General features: G+C 50.1%; 14 protein-coding genes. 5 read left to right on the top strand and 9 right to left on the bottom strand.

Going from position 1 to position 18,610, the window contains the following annotated elements:
- Positions 1-122: 122 nt before the first annotated feature.
- On the top strand, positions 123-1,181 hold the full coding sequence (locus ACZ5ZZ_RS07980) for a BP74-related protein (protein ID WP_464142176.1): 1,059 nt from the start codon (positions 123-125) through the stop codon (positions 1,179-1,181).
- On the opposite strand, the gene ACZ5ZZ_RS07975 is transcribed toward ACZ5ZZ_RS07980, so the two are convergent.
- Positions 1,171-1,665 (bottom strand): 6-pyruvoyl trahydropterin synthase family protein, encoded by a 495-nt coding sequence (locus ACZ5ZZ_RS07975; RefSeq protein ID WP_464142174.1) that lies wholly within the window; start codon positions 1,663-1,665, stop codon positions 1,171-1,173. The two genes, ACZ5ZZ_RS07980 and ACZ5ZZ_RS07975, sit on opposite strands and share 11 nt — an antisense overlap.
- A 29-nt stretch (positions 1,666-1,694) precedes the next feature.
- Here ACZ5ZZ_RS07975 and queD point away from each other — a divergent pair, with 29 nt between their 5' ends.
- Positions 1,695-2,054 carry a 6-carboxytetrahydropterin synthase QueD gene (gene queD / locus ACZ5ZZ_RS07970; protein WP_464134956.1) on the top strand — a complete coding sequence of 120 codons (360 nt, stop codon included), beginning with the start codon at positions 1,695-1,697 and terminating at the stop codon, positions 2,052-2,054.
- 4 nt (positions 2,055-2,058) lie between these two features.
- Here the strand turns inward: queD and asd are convergent, their stop codons facing one another.
- Positions 2,059-2,886, bottom strand: coding sequence for an archaetidylserine decarboxylase (gene asd, locus ACZ5ZZ_RS07965; protein ID WP_464142172.1), 828 nt, complete (start codon positions 2,884-2,886; stop codon positions 2,059-2,061).
- A gap of 115 nt (positions 2,887-3,001) precedes the next feature.
- On the opposite strand from asd, the gene ACZ5ZZ_RS07960 reads away from it, so the two are divergent.
- Together ACZ5ZZ_RS07960 and ACZ5ZZ_RS07955 are read left to right on the top strand one after the other, a co-directional pair.
- Entirely contained in the window at positions 3,002-4,546 is a 1,545-nt protein-coding gene (locus ACZ5ZZ_RS07960) for an NAD(P)/FAD-dependent oxidoreductase (RefSeq protein WP_464121047.1), read from the top strand.
- Between the two features lie 229 nt (positions 4,547-4,775).
- Positions 4,776-6,461 carry a hypothetical protein gene (locus ACZ5ZZ_RS07955; protein ID WP_464142170.1) on the top strand — a complete coding sequence of 562 codons (1,686 nt, stop codon included), beginning with the start codon at positions 4,776-4,778 and terminating at the stop codon, positions 6,459-6,461.
- A 220-nt stretch (positions 6,462-6,681) separates the two neighbouring features.
- Here the strand turns inward: ACZ5ZZ_RS07955 and icmF are convergent, their stop codons facing one another.
- From icmF to ACZ5ZZ_RS07940, 3 genes are read right to left on the bottom strand one after another with little or no spacing between them, the layout of a single operon-like run.
- On the bottom strand, positions 6,682-9,924 hold the full coding sequence (gene icmF, locus ACZ5ZZ_RS07950; RefSeq protein WP_464134952.1) for a fused isobutyryl-CoA mutase/GTPase IcmF: 3,243 nt from the start codon (positions 9,922-9,924) through the stop codon (positions 6,682-6,684).
- A gap of 5 nt (positions 9,925-9,929) precedes the next feature.
- A complete protein-coding gene (locus ACZ5ZZ_RS07945) occupies positions 9,930-10,727 on the bottom strand; it encodes an enoyl-CoA hydratase/isomerase family protein (RefSeq protein WP_464134950.1) in 798 nt (265 codons plus the stop codon).
- A gap of 19 nt (positions 10,728-10,746) precedes the next feature.
- Positions 10,747-11,607 carry a 3-hydroxybutyryl-CoA dehydrogenase gene (locus ACZ5ZZ_RS07940; protein WP_464134949.1) on the bottom strand — a complete coding sequence of 287 codons (861 nt, stop codon included), beginning with the start codon at positions 11,605-11,607 and terminating at the stop codon, positions 10,747-10,749.
- 126 nt (positions 11,608-11,733) lie between these two features.
- Between ACZ5ZZ_RS07940 and ACZ5ZZ_RS07935 the strand changes: the two genes are divergently transcribed.
- Positions 11,734-13,107, top strand: a complete 1,374-nt coding sequence (locus tag ACZ5ZZ_RS07935; protein WP_464142168.1) for an SH3 domain-containing protein — start codon at positions 11,734-11,736, stop codon at positions 13,105-13,107.
- Between the two features lie 55 nt (positions 13,108-13,162).
- Here the strand turns inward: ACZ5ZZ_RS07935 and ACZ5ZZ_RS07930 are convergent, their stop codons facing one another.
- From ACZ5ZZ_RS07930 to ACZ5ZZ_RS07915, 4 genes are all read right to left on the bottom strand, one after another.
- On the bottom strand, positions 13,163-13,900 hold the full coding sequence (locus ACZ5ZZ_RS07930; RefSeq protein WP_464121041.1) for a lysophospholipid acyltransferase family protein: 738 nt from the start codon (positions 13,898-13,900) through the stop codon (positions 13,163-13,165).
- A 2-nt stretch (positions 13,901-13,902) separates the two neighbouring features.
- A complete protein-coding gene (locus ACZ5ZZ_RS07925; protein WP_464121040.1) occupies positions 13,903-15,000 on the bottom strand; it encodes a TIGR04552 family protein in 1,098 nt (365 codons plus the stop codon).
- A gap of 44 nt (positions 15,001-15,044) precedes the next feature.
- Positions 15,045-15,713: a hypothetical protein gene (locus tag ACZ5ZZ_RS07920; RefSeq protein ID WP_464121039.1), complete on the bottom strand. Its 669-nt coding sequence runs from the start codon at positions 15,711-15,713 to the stop codon at positions 15,045-15,047.
- A 202-nt stretch (positions 15,714-15,915) separates the two neighbouring features.
- Positions 15,916-18,585, bottom strand: coding sequence for a zinc-dependent metalloprotease (locus ACZ5ZZ_RS07915; RefSeq protein WP_464142166.1), 2,670 nt, complete (start codon positions 18,583-18,585; stop codon positions 15,916-15,918).
- Positions 18,586-18,610 lie beyond the last annotated feature (25 nt).

Below are 18,610 nucleotides of genomic sequence, written 5' to 3'. Positions count from 1 at the left end.
CGCCCCTGGGGCGTTGAAAACTAAATGAAAATGATTCCGAGCTCCACTCAGACGCCCTATCTTAGTCCGGTTTTTAGGACCTTTGGTTAAGTTCCAGCCTTCAAAGCCGATCCGAAGTCTATATGGATTTTAGTATTAAGACTTCAATCGGTATTAGCAGCTTGATCCTTCTAACCCACCTTCCTGCAGCGGCTTCGCAGTTGTTTTATTCCCCTGCGCTGTGCCCCCCTGAAAACCTTACCATCTTTGTGACAAACACATCCTCAGAACCGCAGCGAGTCTGGACTCAGGTGAGATTCAACCACGAACTTGATGAACTTCATCACGATCTGGACCCCAAGTCCCAAATCAAAATTCGCGGCACGGAGTTCCTGCCTGAAACTAAGGGCTTTTCCATCAAAGCCTGGGATAAAAATGTTGTTCAAGTCAGCAGCACTTGTGCGGATTCCTTCAGCACTCCCTTGAATGATACGACCTCGCCTGAAGTGACTCACTGGCTGCCGTCATCTGTGCATACCGTAAAGCTTCATATTATGAACCTTTACTTGAAGTCCAACTCGGTGCAATTGAAGGCCTTCAACCGCCTGGGGGCTGAGATTGGAACCCGTGAAATTCAACTGAAGAACTATTATGATACAGAGACATTCAAGTGGTCCCTGGGACAAGAGATTGCCCGTATCGAAATTCAAGGCCAGGAGCGTCTGCACTCCGTTCTAAGTTACGACGCCGGCACTTCTGAGAGGGTCAGTCCTGCGCTGGCGATGCAGCCAGTGCGCCTGTCCGTAGACCTTTCAAAAACCTATTTCCTGGTCTCCACCCGAGATGCCCGTCCTGAGGAAGCCTTCGTTATTGCCTTGGATAAACCTGAATTAATCGCCACCGCCCGGGAGCAGATTCGCAATCCCGCCTTGGAAAAAATCGTGGTGGCGGGCATTGAGTTGGGCCATGGTGGTTTTAACCGGGCCTTCTTATCGCGCGACAAATCGCCTTATTCATGGTCTGTGAATCGCGTGGATGCGTTTGCGGACTTTGCGCATATCGACTGCGATGGCAGTCCGGAACTGACGGAGGAGCGCCTGATGCAAAAGCTCAACGAAGGCGGTCGCATCTGTTTCTGGCGCTATCGTGTGGTAAAAGAAATTTCAGCAGAAGAGGTTTCTTCAGGGAAACTTAAACCTTAGCAGGAGCTACGGTGGAAGCCCCCTGCCCGCGGGTTTCCTCCACGTAAACTCGTACGCTTTTAACCCCGTACTTCTTAAATTCCGAATAGAATTCCTCGGCCAGCAGGCTGGAAAGTTGTTCCACGCTGGTGTTGGTGACAGGCAACAACGTCACTTCATTTAAAGGGAAAACATAGAAACGGTCACGGAAGGTGACCTCCAAAGACCGGTCCGTCTTTTTGAATTTCATGTCTTTTTGTTTTTCCGGCAACAGTACAATTTCGTCCCACTGATCCAGACGGGCCTTGATGTATTTCTTAAAGACATTGAAATCCAAAAAATAACCGTCTGCATGCAATTCGGCCTCAGACGGTGTTTTGATGTCCACTTTGACTTGATAGTTATGACCATGCAGACGCTCGGCGTGCGTTTCGTCAAAGATCAAAAAGTGCGCGGCGGAAAACTTAAAATTTTGCTTCGCCAAATGCAATGTGGTCGTGGACATAATCACCTCGGAATGACTATAGTAGTAGCATGAAATTCGAACTCAAGCAGCATTTTCAAATTGAATCCGCCCGATTCCTGCCTCACCTTCCGGCAAGTCATCCGTGTTCTCGCATGCATGGACATAGCTTTAAGCTGATCCTGACATTGGTGGGCGATTTAGACCCGCAAATTGGCTGGGTGATTGATTACAATGACATCCAGGCCGCGATGAAGCCTCTTTTAGAGCAGATTGACCATCGCGTTTTGAACGAAGTTCCAGGCCTTGAAAATCCCACGTCCGAACTCTTGGCAAAATGGCTTTATGACAAAGCCCGTTTGGTGCTGCCAACTTTGACGAAAGTCACTGTGGCAGAAACACCCCTGACAGAGTGTTCCTACCCGGCTTAGTTTCTTATGAAATCAGGCTGGCGTTCACGCGAACGGCCGGCCCCAGATTCAGATTCTTTTCATACTTCTGACGGAACGCCGGTGGATACAACATCACCACCGTGGATCCCATGCGGAACATGCCCAGTTCCGAGCCTTTATGAACCGGAATTTCCGGAGAATACTGTTTATGCTGGAAGATGTGCGGGCCTTTTTGATTGCCACGGATGGTCTCATCAAAACTCAAAACGATGTGCCCCACGTTGGTGGCCCCCACAAAGACAACACCCACCGGCCCCAGATCCGTTTGAATCTCGACCAGAACACGTTCGTTCACAGAGAACAAGTTCGGCACATTGGTGGTGCTCCACTCGTTCACCGGCCATAGCTCGCCTGGCATATAGCGAACATCGGTGATTTGCCCATCCACCGGGGAATGCACGCGGTGATAGTCTGTCGGGCAAAGATAGTAGGTCATAAAGAAGCCACCGGCCCATTTTTTTGAGCAGTCCGGATCTTGCGTGAACTCACTGAGTTTGTAGGTAAGCCCTTTTGCCTGAATCAGAGTGGCATCATCAATAGGCGCCGCTTGGGTGATTTTACTGTCGGCCGGGTGAACCGCCCAGGAAGACCCCACAGGTCGGATGCCCGCCTTCAAACGACGGACAAAGAACTCCCCAATGGAAGGATATTCGTTATAAGGCTTTTCCGCCTCGTTCAGGTCGATGTTGTACATCCACGCAAAGCCGCGGATGGACAGGCGAGCCCACAAAGAAGGCCCCTGCCAGTGCATGAAATAACCGATCCAGCGGCTGAGGCGACGTTTTGGAAGAATTCTTGTAATTGCTGACATAGAAATCTTTATATCTAAGACAGACCCCTTTGTCACCAAAAGGACTTTCAAGTATGATAGTTCTCAAAACACACCCCCTTTTGGTCCTTAACAGGGACCCGGAGTCCAAAGCAGCATGTCCAAGATTTTCCAGAATCTCGAAATTCCTATTGATCAAGACCTTGATGAAAAGCTCCAGTGGCTGATGCCTGAGCACGGCCCCTATCGAATTCTGCGCCAAAGCGTCGATGCGCGCCGCTCTCACTCTCCGCACTTTGTTTATACGATTGAAGTGGCGGAAAAAGGTGAAACCCTGTCTTTGCCCGAATTTAAAATGGAGCGCATTGAAAATCCCAAGGAAAAACCTTTGATTGTGGGAACCGGCCCGGCGGGTTTATTTGCAGCTTTGCGCTTTGTGGAACGTGGCGTGCCTTGTGTGTTGTTTGAGCGAGGTTCTGACAGTGGCGAGCGCATCAAAGGTATTAACCAGTACTGGCGCTACGGCAAGCTGGATCCACGCAACAACGTCTGCTTCGGTGAAGGTGGCGCAGGACTTTATTCTGATGGAAAATTGATCACCCGTATCAAGTCCCCGCATATTCCTTATGTCATGAACCGTTTGGTTCAGTTCGGGGCTCCTGAAGAAATTCAATGGCTGTCAAATCCTCACGTCGGTTCTGACCGAATTCGTCGTGTGATCCCAAAACTGCGCGAGTTCCTGCGCGCCAATGGTTGCGAAATTCATTTTAACACTCAGGTCACTGAAGTCTTGCTGGAAGGAAAGCAGGTCGTGGGTGTGCGCACAGAGCACGGAACTGAATTCCGCTCACCTCATGTGGTTATGGCCACGGGGCACTCGGCCGAAGATATGATCAATCACTTGCGCGACATCGGCGTCAAACTTGATGGCAAGTCATTTGCCATGGGTCTTCGTGTGGAGCATTCTCAGGCGGCGATCAATAAGATTCAATATCGTCAGTTTTCAGAACACCCGAAACTGGGTGCTGCCAATTATAAGCTGGCCCATCACGACAACAAGTCTGGCATTGGGGTTTACTCTTTCTGCATGTGCCCGGGCGGTTATGTTCTGTCTTCAGGCACCGAAGCTGATGGGATCGTCTGCAATGGAATGAGCAATTACAACCGCAACTCGCCTTTTGCCAATGCCGCGATTGTGGTCAGTATTGATCACGACAAAAATTTCGGCGACGACGTCTTTGGTGGCATGAAAATGCGTCGCGAGCTGGAAACCCGCGCTTATCAGGCGGTTGTGAAGGCCGGAGGCACACGCGAACTTCCTGCACAGAATCTTTTGGACTTCCTGTATGGAACCAACAGCAAGACTGGCCCACGTCCTTTGCGTGCGGGTTCATCCCCGTCGGGAGCCTTGAATGTCCGCCTGGACGAACTTCTTCCTAAAAACATGCGCGATCGTCTGCGCGAAGGTTTTGAAAAATTCCAAAGCAGCATGAAGGGCTTCTTGGTAGAGGATGCGCAAGTCTATGGCGTCGAGTCCCGCACAAGCTGCCCGGTTCGTGTCACCCGCGACGATGAAACTCTGGAAAGTGTTTCCCACAAAGGACTGTACCCCGCAGGTGAAGGTGCCGGCTACGCCGGAGGAATCACTTCCGCCGCCTGCGACGGAGTCCGCATAGCCGAAAAAATCATCGCCCAACTCTAGGAAAAGGTGCCTGGTTGTTTTTTCTGGCTACAGCGCAGCAGTACTATATATACTCAATAAAAAGCCCACAGCCCTCAAACTGTGGGCTCTTTTTTTTCGAACACTCCTACTGATGCATTGTAGCCAGAAAAACCGGGTGGGCCCTTCTGCGGAGGTGTGCCCGGCAGTCACCTTTTGTCTTGGCGTGGTGCTTGCAAATACCCTCTTCGTCGAAAATGAAGGGGGATTCATGACACTCAAACCACTAATCGGAGCCATTGTGACTCTGATGATCGGAGCTTCGGCGTCTGCGGCTCCGCAGGAAACCAAGCAAACCGTACTGACCCGTACCACTCAATCCGGAAACATTATCAGAGGCGAACTTTCTGCCAACGTGTACAAACAAGAGCCCTATCAGGCCAACTACACCGAGCAAGTTCCTTATCAGGCTGAAGAAACTTACTACGTCGATGTTCCCTATCAAGCCCAAGAAACCTACACAGTTGATGTTCCTTACCAAACCACCGAAACCTACTACGAAAACGTTCCTTACACGGAACGCGTGTCCTACACCGACTATGAAGAATACTGGGATACGGAATATCAATGTCGCAACGTCACCAAGTATCGTCAGGAATGTTCCAACGAACGTCTTTGCGAACCCGGTGGCCGCACCTGCCAACCCATCACCGAATGTGGCACCAATGCTCGCGGTGAACGCATCTGCAAAACGCGCAACGAGTGCACCGAAGGGCCTCGCGTCTGCCGTGATGTTCCAAGCTGCCGCCAGGTTCCCTACACCGACCGCGAATGCAGCCACGAACGTGTTCGCAAAACTCGTCCTGTAACCCGCTACCGCGAAGAAACCCACTATAGACAAGAACTGCGCACACGCGCCGTGACCAAATACCGTCAGGAAACCAGAACTCGCACAGTGACCAAGTATCGCTCTGAGGCCCGCACTCGCACAGTCACAAAGTACCGTGAAGAAACACGTTGCTGCGTCACTAAATATCGTGAGGTGTTCGATCATCAGTACACTCAACCAGTGTCTGTGATCTTCCCGCAAGAGGCAGCTTTGCTGGCTGATGAGTCTGAGAAAATCAAACTTGTTCTGAATGGCACAGAAGCCAAACCGGAAGTTCAAGTGACTGTACAGTCTGAGATCTTCACTTATGTTGTGGCTGAATCCAGACAAGAAGGCCGGGAGAAAGTCTTCGTGATGAAAACAACTCCGAAGTGGAATGATGCCAACGCAGGCACCGCAACTGTTTCTGGCCTGAAGCTTCAGTTCAATAAGGGGCAAGGCCAGATTACTTTCAAAGAAACAATCGGTTCTGCGCGAATGACTACTGTTTATACAGTAGTCATTCGTGATCAACAAAGCCAGGCCGTGGTCTTTGAACAGCGTGCGGAAAACACGACTGCCAAGATCGTGACAATTGCGACTCCGGGCCTGGCTCGTGAAGGTCAATACAGCATCCTGCTGCGTGTAGAACGCCATGGTGTCAACGTGGCTTCCGGCGCCTTGAGCTTTGAGCAAACGGCCGTCTATGAAAAGAAAGACCTGGACCAGGACGAAATACAGAACCTGAAGAATGCGTCTCAGGTGCAGATCCTGCATATTGAAGGCACCGGGGCTGAGCGTGTGGTGATCATCCGCGATCAGACTCCAGCGATGGAAGAAGTTCAGTCCCAGTACAAACTTGTTGTTTGGAAAAAACTGTCGAATGGCAAGATTGAATGGTTGGGAGAGAAAAACTTCACTCGTGAAGCCATCACTTTGGCGGGTGACGAGCTGGGGATCGCCCTCAAAGCGATCAATCTGAACCCGTCGTCTTCCACAAAACTGTACATGGACCTTGTGGTTCGTCGTGACAGTGCCCAATACCTGGGTGGTCAGAAAGTTCAATTTATCGTGAATAAAACCTTCTAACGGTCCTGAAGGTTACGGCCCCGTTCCTCCACCTATAGGAGCGGGGCCGTTTTTATTTTTGAAACACTACTATGAGACTTCTCCTCGCAGCGGGAAACCCTCCCCAAAGTCTCCCCAAGAAGCATAAAAACAAAGGGAGCCCGACTCACCATCAGACTCCCCATCTCTCCTCAAAACACCTAATGCACTATTGCCAGAAAAAACAACCAGGCACCTTTTACTAGAGGTTGCGGCGGTATTGGCCGCCCACTTCATACAACGCCTGGGTCATTTGATACAAACTGCAATGTCTTGCCGCTGTCATCAATGCCGCGAAGATGTTGCCCCCATTCAAGACTGTGTTCTTGAGGTTCTGCAGTTCTTTTTCGCCTTCGGTAGCATGGCTGTTCTGGAACTTGTGAACATTGTCCAACTGGGCGTTCTTTTCTTCGTAAGAAGCACGTGCCAGTTCAATCTTCGGTGGCACATAGTCTGCTGCCATCGTTTTTGGATCGATGAACGTGTTCACACCGATGATCGGCAAAGTGCCGTCATGCTTCAGTCTTTCATAGTACAAAGACTCTTCCTGGATTTTAGAACGCTGGTACTGAGTTTCCATCGCGCCCAAAACGCCGCCACGCTCGTTGATCTTCTTGAATTCATTCAAGACCGCTTCTTCAACCAAGTCGGTCAGCTCATCAATGAAGAAAGAACCCTGCATTGGGTTTTCATTCATCGTCATGCCGAACTCGCGGTTGATGATCAACTGAATCGCCATCGCACGACGAACGGATTCTTCCGTCGGCGTGGTGATCGCCTCATCGTAAGCATTGGTATGCAAGCTGTTGCAATTGTCATAAAGAGCAATCAAAGCCTGCAGTGTTGTTCTGATATCGTTAAAGTCAATTTCCTGAGCATGCAAAGAACGCCCGGAAGTCTGGATGTGGTATTTTAACTTCTGAGAGCGATCATTGCCCTTATAAAGATCACGCATCGCCACGGCCCAAATACGGCGGGCCACACGTCCCAGAACAGAATACTCCGGATCCAGACCATTACTGAAGAAGAACGAAAGATTCGGAGCAAAGTCGTCCACTTTCAAGCCACGCGCCAAATAGTATTCAACAAAGGTGAAACCATTGGAAAGTGTAAAGGCCAACTGAGAGATCGGATTCGCACCGGCCTCGGCAATATGGTAGCCCGAAATACTGACAGAGTAGAAGTTACGGATTTTACTTTTTACAAAGTATTCCTGGATATCACCCATCATCTTCAGGGCAAAGTTGATAGAGAAGATGCAAGTGTTCTGACCCTGGTCTTCCTTCAAGATGTCAGCCTGAACTGTACCGCGCACCTGTTGCAGCGTCCATGTCGCCAGATCATTCCATTCTTCCTGAGAAAGTTTGCGACCCAGTTCTTTTTCTTTCTTTTCCACCTGCTGATCAATCGCGGTGTTGAAATAGAAGGCCAGAATCATCGGAGCAGGACCATTGATGGTCATGCTCACAGAGGTATTTGGATTGATCAGATCAAAGCCTGCATAAAGCTTTTTCATGTCATCCAATGTACAGATGCTGACACCGGACTCTCCCACTTTACCGAAGATATCCGGACGCTGATCAGGATCTTGACCGTACAACGTCACAGAGTCAAAGGCCGTGGAAAGACGATGAGCTGTTTCACCTTTGGTCAGGTAATGGAAACGACGATTGGTTCTTTCCGGCGTGCCTTCCCCGGCAAACATACGCTTGGGATCTTCGTCGGCACGCTTCAGCTGGAACACACCTGCCGTGTACGGGAACTCACCAGGAACGTTTTCCAGTTTCAAATAACGGAAACGATCGCCCCAGTCTTTAAACTTAGGCACCACCACACGACGGATTTTTGTTCCCGACAAGGATTCGCGCACCAAGGGCTGACGAATTTCTTTGTCGCGAACTTTGAACACCAGTTCGTCGCCGGAATAGGTTTCGATCAGACCTTCATAGTTTTTAAGCTGATCGATTTCTTCCTGTGTGAACTCGGCTGACAACTCTGCCTCGACCTTTTTCACCGTCTCTGGGTCTGTCCCCAAAAGAGGAGCCACTTTTTGCAAGCCGCCCAATTGGGACGCTTTTTCGGCCAAAATTTCCGTGCGTTTTTTGTATTTGTGAATTGTGGAGGTGATTTCCGCCAGATAGTTCTGGCGATCTGCCGGAATAATCACATGTTCTTCCGCAGACAGGATGTTTTCCTTGTACTTGCTGTCGATCACCCACTGACCGGGTTGTTTTTCATTTAAGATATCAGCCAGTTTAAAGAACAACTTGTTCACGCCGCCATCATTGAACTGAGACGCCTGAGTCAGGAACACCGGCACCTGAACTTTTTCATCAAAGATTTTTCGCGAGCGTTTGTATTGTTTCGTCACATCACGAAGAGCATCCAAAGCCCCACGACGGTCGGCCTTGTTCACCGCCACCAGGTCAGCAAAGTCAATCATGTCGATTTTTTCAAGCTGAGACTGCGCACCGAAGTCCGACGTCATCACATACATAGACATGTCGCTGACTTCCGTAATCGCCATATTGCCCTGACCGATACCGGAGGTTTCCGCGATGATAAAATCAAAATCCAACTGACGGATGAACTTCAAGATATCCGGCAAAGAGGAGGCAATTTCACGTCCCGAACCACGGGAAGCCACAGAGCGCATGTAAACGTGGTTGCGGGACAAAGAGTTCATACGAATACGGTCGCCCAACAAGGAACCGCCCGTTTTGCGCTTGGACGGATCCACGCACACCACGGCAATCTTCTTGTCTGGATAAGCGTTCAGATAACGCTGAACCATTTCATCAATCAAAGAGGACTTCCCCGCCCCACCCGTTCCGGTGATCCCCAAAACCAGCGGCTGGCGGTCTTTGGCTTTAAAAGACTCCAGACCGAAATTACTCAAGGAAGAATCCTTGTGACCATTTTCGATCGCCGTCAAAGCCACACCCAATTCCACAGAAGGAATGGAGTCGCCTTTGAAGATATTCTTTTTGGTTTTAAATTCTTTTTGTTTTGCCAGAATGTCGAAGTCACAACCTTCCACGATCATCTGGATCATGCCTTCCAGACCCAAACGACGTCCGTCGTCCGGGTGGAAGATTTGAGCAATGCCGTAAGCCTCAAGCTCTTTTTTTTCGTCATGGACGATCACACCGCCGCCACCGCCGTAAATACGAACATAACCAGCCCCGGCTTCATCCAGAAGGTCCTTCATGTACTTGAAGTACTCCATGTGGCCCCCTTGATAGGAGCTGATGCAGACGCCCTGAGCGCCTTCCTGCAGAACAGCCTTGACGACGTCACTCACTGAGCGATTGTGCCCCAGGTGAATGACCTCCGCGCCCATGTCCTGAAGGATTCTGCGCATGATGTTGATACTAGCGTCGTGGCCGTCAAACAAAGCGGCGGCAGTTACGATACGGATCGGATTCTTCGGTGTGTATGCCATGTGTCTTATCGACCTTTAAATTCAGCTTTACGTTTCTCAATGAAGGCGCTTGTGCCTTCTTTCACATCTTCAGAAGAGAAGAGCTCAGCAAAGATTCTTGCTTCGTTCTTTTGCGCCTCTTCCACGTCCATGTCCCAGGCCTGATTGATAGAGAACTTCGCAGAACCCACGGCAATCGGCGCCTTTGACAAAATCGCTTCGACCGTTTTCATCACGGTGTTCATCAACTCTGCCTGTGGAACAACTTTATTCACCAGACCCAAGGCTTGAGCTTCCGCCGCATTGATCATGCCGCCTGTATAGGTCAGCTCACGGGCGCGACGCTGACCGATGGCACGAGCCATGCGCACAGTCCCGCCAAAGCCCGGGATCAATCCCAGGGAAACTTCCGGCAAACCAAACTTGGCATTTTCAGAGGCATAGATAAAATCACACCCCAAAGCCAGTTCACAGCCGCCCCCCAGGGCAAAGCCATTCACTGCCGCAATAACAGGGATTTTCAACAACGTCAGTTCATGGAAAATGCTTTGACCGCGTTCAGCGAAAGTCAGCGCTTTTTCTTCATCCAGCGCATTGATTTCTTTGATATCCGCACCAGCCACGAACGCTTTTTCACCGCTACCTGTGATGATCAGCGCGCGCGCATCGGAATAGTCCATCTCACCGATTTGACGAAGGGCTTCGCCCATTTCATTCAAAACCGTGGAGTTCAAGGCGTTCAAAGCTTCCGGGCGATGAATCGTCAGAAGCCAGACAGCGTTGCTTTTTTGTTCAAGTTTAATCGTGCTAAAAGAGAAATCCATTATCAGTCCTTGCTAAAAATTACTTCGCAGAATAGTCGTAGAAGCCACGACCTGATTTGCGACCCAACCAACCCGCTTCAACGTATTTCACCAATAGCGGGCATGGACGGTATTTGGAATCACCCAGACCTTCATGCAACACGTTCATGATCGCAAGACAAGTGTCCAAACCGATAAAGTCTGCCAAAGTCAAAGGACCCATTGGCTGATTGGTTCCCAACTTCATCGCGTTGTCGATCGCCTCAACAGAAGCAATACCTTCATGAAGTGTGTAAACAGCTTCGTTGATCATTGGCATCAGGATGCGGTTGACGATAAAGCCTGGCATGTCTTTCACGGACTCAACAAAAACTTTGTCCATTTTTTCCGCCAGAGCTTTCACTGTCTTGAAGGTTTCATCAGAAGTTTGCAAGCCACGAATGCCTTCCACCAGCTTCATCAAAGGCACCGGATTCATAAAGTGCATACCTGCCACTTTTGTTGGACGTTTGGTCACGCCTGCAATTTTTGTGATGGAGATGGAGGATGTGTTAGACACCAACAGCGCTTCTGGTTTTACGATCGCATCCAGATCTTTGAAGATTTTAAGCTTCAAATCGACGTTTTCAGTCGCGGCTTCGATCACGATATCGCAATCCTTTAGGCCAGCAGTTTCCTGGACAGTTTTAATACGTCCCAAAAGAGTTGTTTTATCAGCTTCGGTCATGGCGTTTTTCTTAATCAGGCGATCACAGCTGCCAGAGATCGTGGCCATGCCTTTTTCCAAAGCCGCCCCACTGACATCCATCATCACGACATTGAAACCGAACTGAGCCGCCACCTGAGCAATCCCATTACCCATTTGACCCGCACCAACAACACCAATAGATTTAATCTCCATAAAAACCTCACTCTGCGTTATAAAAACAAAAACCAACCCCGAATTCGTACTTCACTTTGGTCCTGACGTCAAAAGTTCTCACTTCTGGTCTTGAGAGGACGTCCTTCGCCCCCTCACAATAGAGAAATGCGTTCAGTCTTAAACCTGTCCCTGTCGATCATTTTTGCCTCCTCCAGCACTTTTGCGGCTTTAGCCACCGACGCTACGTCGGCCGTCTCTTTTTACCGCAACAAAAACAGCGCCTTTCCCTCTGGCCAGGTGAGTCGAAGCTCTCTGGAAAAAGCCCTGATTCGTTCGGAGATGGACGCTTCTTTCAAGGTCGCCTGGGATCACAAAGAATACACCATGACGGGGGATCGCATTCTGCGCGACATCCAGGTCGCCCGCTTTGTCGACACGCGCTACCCGATCAACCTGCTAAGCCTGAATCGCAGTGATGCCTCGATCGTCAAAGGGGTGCCTGGAAAGTACACACTGGAAGTTCTGGAGTGTGATGACTACTGGGCGCGAGTGCGCGATAAGAAAACCAACTCGGAAGGCTGGGTGGCATTGCAGCACCTGACTTCACGCCATGACGATGCCGGTGTTTATGTCAATCTGATCGACACCTACATTCGGGCACAACCTTCCAGCGACAGCAAAGTGCTGACCACCCTGCCCCGTCTGCAACGAGTGACTCCGCTGCTGACCAACGATGGTTTCCTGCGCATTCGCTATAAAAATCACATCGGGTATGTCGATATCACCCATTTTGTGAACCGCGCGGATTTTGCCACTTTAGCTTACCATCCTAAGAAAAACTGGATCACGGTGGCCTTTCGCAATAACAACAAAATCCTGACCAAAAAAGGTGAAAACGTTCCCATGAGCGAAATCCTGGGCTACGTCACAAGCCCTGTGCGTGGAGTCGTTGTGCGCCCGGATTCTGCATCCTACGGCCCGCCTCTGCGCGCCCGTGTGGAGATTCAAAAACCGGAAGCTCATATCTGGGGAGTCAGTCGCATCGACGGTCACGGCGAAGTCTGGTGGAAAAAAACTGACCTGCTTTTGCCAGAGGTAAAACAAGAATCTGCCTCCAACATTCTGACCGAAACGCTTTTGAAAAGAGAAATCTATTCCATCGCCTTTGAAAGCAAAACCTCTGTTCGGGGACTGGTTTCTTCAGAAGGCGTCTACCGCACTGACGACGGCCTGACCTGGACCGCCATCCCGCAATTTGGAAAGCAAAATTATCCCGTCAGCATCCACCCTAGCGGCGTATGGTTCGTCGGGTCCTTCAAAAGCACCAATCAGGGAAAAAGCTTTGAACCCTTCATCCGCTGGGACAAACTGGCGCAAGCCATTGAGTCAGCGTATCACCGCAACCCCAAGATTCTGCGTCTGACCCAGATTGAGTCCTTGCCTAACTCACAAATTCAGATTCATGTGGATACCGGAAGTGCGCGCGTGAAACTGCGCAGCTCGTTGGAAGGCAACACCTGGAATGTCGTTCGCAACTAAGCTCTTCGGCAGAGCTTAGTTCCACGCCCCCGCACACCTGTTCTTCCCAGGCCTCTTAGAAATTATCCACGGCGAAGTACGGTTCCATGACTTTTCGAACCTTTTCCTGCAACAGCGGACGCTGGTCCAGAGTGTAACCTTCCGGACTGATGGGAGGCAAAACCTCCAAAGTGATTGTGCGACTCCATACGCCCCAGTTCGGCAGGAAAGAGCCTTTGGGCATAATCGCCGCCGCCCCTTTGACAATGACTGGAACGATGGGGGCTTTCGCGTTAATGGCAAAGATAAACGGACCCGATTTAAAGGAACCCAGCGTCTCGGTCTCTTGGCGTGTGCCTTCTGGTGCCAAAGCAAAGCGTTCGCCCGCACGAATGCGCGCTTCCGCCGCCTGATAAACTTTAAAGACCTCGTCCCGCCGATTGCGCGCAATAGGCAGGATGCCCGCTCGTCTCATCCCGGCACCAAAAACAGGAATCTTGAACAGCTCAATTTTAGCACCAAAACGGAAGCTTCCCAACCAGCCATTCATCGCAAAAATATCAAAAAAACTGGTGTGATTAAAGACGTACAAAAATCCACCTTCCGGGCGATTTTCTAGGCCTTTCACAACCACTTTCACACCAAACATGCGACAGCAGTTGCGAGTCCAGAACTCCACAATGTGATCTTCAATCTTGCGATTATTAAACAGGATATTGACGATCACCATGGCCCCTGCGCACAACACCGTGTGAATAGGCAACAACACCACGCCGATCAATGAACGAGGATAAGACAACAGCTTTAAAAACATAATCAGCTCGGGTCCGGGAAAAGACGTTTACGGGCCGCCGTACGCTGACGCTCTTTATAGGCCTGATGTTCTGAAGGCCCGGACAATATGCGCTCGTGAGCGGCGTGATCCATGATCTGCACCTCAAACGGATAGAAGAAGCTAAAGGCCTCTTTGCCACCCTGTGGTTTGATATGAATCAGTTTGCGGGAAATAAATTTAATAAAACGGTAGTCCTCGCCCGAGAAGAAATTTTCTTTGCGCAAGAACTTCACGTTGTCGCCCTCTTCCTGAAGTTTCTGATCAAAGGCCTCTTGAATGCTTTTTTCATCCAGAGTGTCCAATCGATGGGAAAGATCATCACAAACCTTCATGAAAAGACTGACGGGATACAGATTGTTGGAGCTCTGATCCGGCATGATGTGCGGGAAGCTGATCACATCTTCCTTCACCAGAAAACGCACGACCTGGAAGGTATCAAACAAATTACGGGTCACAAAACGGACCCCGAGCTTATCAAAGATCTTCATCGCCAAAGCATCCGGCTTGGCCAGAAGTTTGATCACCGTACTGGAAGAGGTTTTAAAAGGCTTTACTTCAAAACCCAAAAGCTCAATCGGATCCAGGTGGTCCCCCGGACTCTTCAGGAAAGTGCGATGCGTGTTGCCGTCATGCAGAATACAATCCTGAAACGGCGTCAGAATCTGGGACTGAATTTCCTCGGCAAAAGAACTGAACAGATCATTTTCAGCGTGCACAAAAACGTGCATGCAGCGAATGATCGCGCAGGCCCAGCGTTGCAGGGTTTGTTCTTCCGGGTTCTGAGAGCTGGCATAGATTAACAGTTGGCGAATATCACCCAGCTGTTTACGGTCGCGAAAGACTTCCGGAAGCTCGGCCTCCTGAAAACCCAACTTTTCCAACATCAACACCAGGGCGCGGCGATGGTAGTACCAAAGCTTTTCCTCATCGGTTTGTTGGTTCAAATCAAAGCCATAGCTTAACAAAAAGGAACTGGCAGCCTCGAGAGAATGAATATTCAGCCTTGGAATATCAATGGCTGAATGTCCTCCGACAACGGAGTCCAGTATAGATGAGTCGAAAATGAAACGTTGAGGCATCCCCCTATCTTAAACTCGACAGGGGGCGAGGCAAGACGCGCCGCTTATTGCGTAATCAAAGAGCAAGAGTACAGGCGGAAGGAACCCAGAGTCCCGCTGGCTGGAGAGTAACCGCTCACCGCCGTATAGTTCTGATAGTACACAGTACCCTGCGCGATGCTGTTGTCATAAGAACCTTGGAAAATGATCTCACCATAACCGTCTCTGAACTTGACCTGGAATTGACGCGTATTGCGATCAATCATGCCTTCAGAGGCTGCGTTGAACTGAACCACATAAGGTTCAATCACCTGACCGTTGTAAACCTGTTTGGCGTAAGAATCGAAGATCTTGATTGTCACATTCGAGCTGCCCGCCACAATGTTCCCTGTGCTGTCGAAGCGGAAGGTCGCAAAAAGATCTATTCCTGTTTTGTCGTAGATGTTACCGCTGATGGAACCCAGATTCTGCGGATCCAAAGTCGCGGAAACAAAGCTTTTCACTTGCTGTTCAAAAGTGGAAGCAGCGTAAGGGTCAAAGATCTTACCTGCGGTGCTGGTGTTGCAGGAGCCATTAGGCGCAGTCGTCGTACCACCTTGTGATACTCCGCCTGTGGCTGCTCCGCGACCTGCTACTCGGATGGCGCTTCCGTCTTTCTTGGCACAGGCACTGAGAGAAAGAACCGCCAAAAGCAGCACACCCAGCATTTTGTTTTTAAAGAAAGAGTTAGTCATAATCGCCTCCTGCCTATCACTAAGGCAAGAGCCGGGCCAGGCGTGCCCGGCTTAAATTTGAGATGGCGCCGCAGCTTCGTTTCACGCTGAAACGAATAACACCCCTGGGCCACTTCTGGGAATCAGTCGCCTAAACTTTAAACAACAAAGGCATGGTTCATGGAACCATGCCTTCAATGAATCTCAAATTGAAACAGTTCAACTACTGCACGGCTTTTAAAGCCGTCAGCACTGCGATTTCCGATTTCAACCACGCTGCCGCCCCGGAATCCACCAAGCCCGCCTGCAACAAGCGCAAAGCCAGCGTGGAGGGGTCCGCTTCCGTGACTATATTTAAGGATGGATCAATGTCCGCCAGAAGCTCATTGATCTTGTTTTCTTGCTCCGCCTTGGCCTGAGCCACCTTCAAAGTCATATTAAATCGCAGACCCTTTGAAGATAAGAGTTTGGCAAAGACCGCTTTTTCTTCTCCGTTGAGGTAATAATAAGGCAAGACCACCTGTTGAGCCAAACCGGCCCCCACGCGCACTGACACCGTCCCCGTTGTCGCAGAAACCAGATCCAGATAAAGCTGCGCCAAGGACTCCACATCGGACTCAGTCAGAACATTCTCTGCCAACAACGATGTCATCAGAACTTCTTTGCCGGATTCATCTTCCACTTTCTCATTCAAACGAGGCAAAATGGCAGCCGCCGCACTGAGCAGAACTTTTTCGTTAGGCATCTTTAACGATTCCATAAAGCGCACGATCTTGCGCTGTTGCTCCTGGGTCAAAGTATACTCACGCCCCGCCAGAGTCTTACCAGAGGCCAGATAAGAACTGTTCTTCAGCGCCGCAATCTGGCGATCCAACCAGTCTATATTGATCTGCCCCTCTTCGTTGCGCAGAAGACCGTTCAACAGGGCCGCATAACCACCGGCGGCCTGCAAGGACCGCTGACGATCCGCCTTGAAGGTCTGATCCATGCCAAAGCGCGCGTAAATAACCTGACCGTTTTTTACTCCCGTCAAGGAAGCAAAAGACGCTGCCGGCGCCCCATTTTTTGTGCTGTCGAACAAAGCCTGAGCAACAAACGACATGTCTATGTTCGCCTTGGACCATTTCACCGTATCTTTTAAAACCGCATCCAGATCATTGACAACATCAGGCTGATCACCCGGTAGCAGGCGTCCCATGATTGACGCAAACAGGACATTCACCAAACCATCCCGTTCATCAAGGCCATCAAGATACTTTCGCTGCAAAGGATTGCTCCCGGCATCAAATCGTTCACACCCGTAAATTTGCAATCCTTGAGAATTGGCAACTGCAATGTCGTCATCTGTACAATAGCGCGAGATCTTTTCATCCAAAGCCGCATCATCTTCAGCATAAGCCCAATCCATGGCCATCTTATCATAAGCCAAAGGGGCATGTTTCAAACGTGCTGACATCAGGACATCATCAATGCCACTGACATAGTCCATGATACTTGTCGTGGTCTCAAGCCCCTGGTGAGCCAGATCCTTCAGATAGGTTTTTGCTGCTTCATAGATCTCTGAAGTGGACACTTTCGCCGAAGAAGAACCCGCAAAGTTATGACGAAGACCCAAAGCATGACCCAGTTCGTGGGCTACGGTCGAACGCACACTGTCTTGGGCCAGACGCAGACGTTGAGAATCACTGGCTTCGCGAGCCAGCTTGTTGAGAGCCAGTAGGGATTGCGAAAGGTCACAGGCCACGGCCCCTGCCGCAACCACGGGAATATCACCATTCAGCTTCACCAGATCCGCAGACCCCACACGCGTGAAGACGGACGGCATAAAGACCTGAGCGCGCAGAAGCTCGCCGGTCAAAGGATCCGATTGACCGATGGCGTAGGCCGCACCGGAATCCAGCCAAGGGATCCAGCGCAGCATGATCGTGCGGTCTTTCGGTGCGGAATGGGCGGGCACTTTGGTTTCCACCTGGATCACATCCCGGCCAAACACTTTATTCCAGTACAGCGCCCCTTCAATCACCGCCTGCTCGTAATCAGCAGGAACGGCATCAGAAATACGCACAACAATGGGGCCCTTTTGTGAAGACAGGTCCCACTTGGTGATCAAGTTTGTCATCTCTTTGCTGTAACCAGGTTTTGCCACCTTCGTCACAAAGAAACCTACGCGACGGGATTTGTCGTATTCTTTCTTTTTAAAGTTGTCGCCCAGATCATAGGTGCGAATCTGAATATTCATGTTGATGGTTTCTTCGCGTGCTTCCCCATTTAAGCTCTTATCAGAGTTCATGCGCATCACATCGCTGCGCACCTTGGAAAGCTGGGTGAGTTCGATGTTCTTTTCATCGTACTTGATGCCCGTCACGAAGGAATCAATCACCGGCAAAGAGCTTAAAGAACTTTCAGTCAGGTCCACATTGCCACGAGGGGCATCCACATCATAAGAACGCTGAAGGACAAAGGTTTTTAATCCTTGCCCCCAATCAAAGGTCACAGAACTTTCGTCTTCCGTGATCACATCAAAGCTCTGGATCAAGTTCACAGTGCGGATTTCTTCATAGATGCTGTTATAGTTTTCACCAATCAGCGCAATTTTTTTGCCGGACTTCTCAAAACTGACAACCAGCGGCTTCAGGTCATACCACTGAGGTGTCGAGCCTGAAGTGATACCGGAGGCGATCAAAAGAAAGACCTTCCCCAAAGCGTCTTTTTGGATTTTGATGCAAGAGGCTTTATCGCAAAGATCCTGCACGGTCGGTTGACTGAAGGACTGCATCACATTCGTGGGAGCCTGCTTTTCACGGATGATCTCTTTTTCGGTTTTCGTACAAGCGGAAATCGCCAAAGTAGAAATCAAGGCGCTGACAACCATGATGTGCTTATTAAATGTCATGAAGGACCCTCCCGCGAACATACAA

The sequence above is a fragment of the Bdellovibrio sp. HM001 genome (genome assembly GCF_055397275.1).
This window is presented reverse-complemented; position numbering and strand designations above follow the sequence as displayed.

Excerpts from the sequence above, each read along its gene's own strand:
- ACZ5ZZ_RS07980 (WP_464142176.1), top strand. The coding sequence starts at position 123 with ATGGATTTTAGTATTAAGACTTCAATCGGTATTAGCAGCTTGATCCTT.
- ACZ5ZZ_RS07975 (WP_464142174.1), bottom strand. The coding sequence starts at position 1,665 with ATGTCCACGACCACATTGCATTTGGCGAAGCAAAATTTTAAGTTTTCC.
- queD (WP_464134956.1), top strand. The coding sequence starts at position 1,695 with ATGAAATTCGAACTCAAGCAGCATTTTCAAATTGAATCCGCCCGATTC.
- asd (WP_464142172.1), bottom strand. The coding sequence starts at position 2,886 with ATGTCAGCAATTACAAGAATTCTTCCAAAACGTCGCCTCAGCCGCTGG.
- ACZ5ZZ_RS07960 (WP_464121047.1), top strand. The coding sequence starts at position 3,002 with ATGTCCAAGATTTTCCAGAATCTCGAAATTCCTATTGATCAAGACCTT.
- ACZ5ZZ_RS07955 (WP_464142170.1), top strand. The coding sequence starts at position 4,776 with ATGACACTCAAACCACTAATCGGAGCCATTGTGACTCTGATGATCGGA.
- icmF (WP_464134952.1), bottom strand. The coding sequence starts at position 9,924 with ATGGCATACACACCGAAGAATCCGATCCGTATCGTAACTGCCGCCGCT.
- ACZ5ZZ_RS07945 (WP_464134950.1), bottom strand. The coding sequence starts at position 10,727 with ATGGATTTCTCTTTTAGCACGATTAAACTTGAACAAAAAAGCAACGCT.
- ACZ5ZZ_RS07940 (WP_464134949.1), bottom strand. The coding sequence starts at position 11,607 with ATGGAGATTAAATCTATTGGTGTTGTTGGTGCGGGTCAAATGGGTAAT.
- ACZ5ZZ_RS07935 (WP_464142168.1), top strand. The coding sequence starts at position 11,734 with ATGCGTTCAGTCTTAAACCTGTCCCTGTCGATCATTTTTGCCTCCTCC.
- ACZ5ZZ_RS07930 (WP_464121041.1), bottom strand. The coding sequence starts at position 13,900 with ATGTTTTTAAAGCTGTTGTCTTATCCTCGTTCATTGATCGGCGTGGTG.
- ACZ5ZZ_RS07925 (WP_464121040.1), bottom strand. The coding sequence starts at position 15,000 with ATGCCTCAACGTTTCATTTTCGACTCATCTATACTGGACTCCGTTGTC.
- ACZ5ZZ_RS07920 (WP_464121039.1), bottom strand. The coding sequence starts at position 15,713 with ATGACTAACTCTTTCTTTAAAAACAAAATGCTGGGTGTGCTGCTTTTG.
- ACZ5ZZ_RS07915 (WP_464142166.1), bottom strand. The coding sequence starts at position 18,585 with ATGACATTTAATAAGCACATCATGGTTGTCAGCGCCTTGATTTCTACT.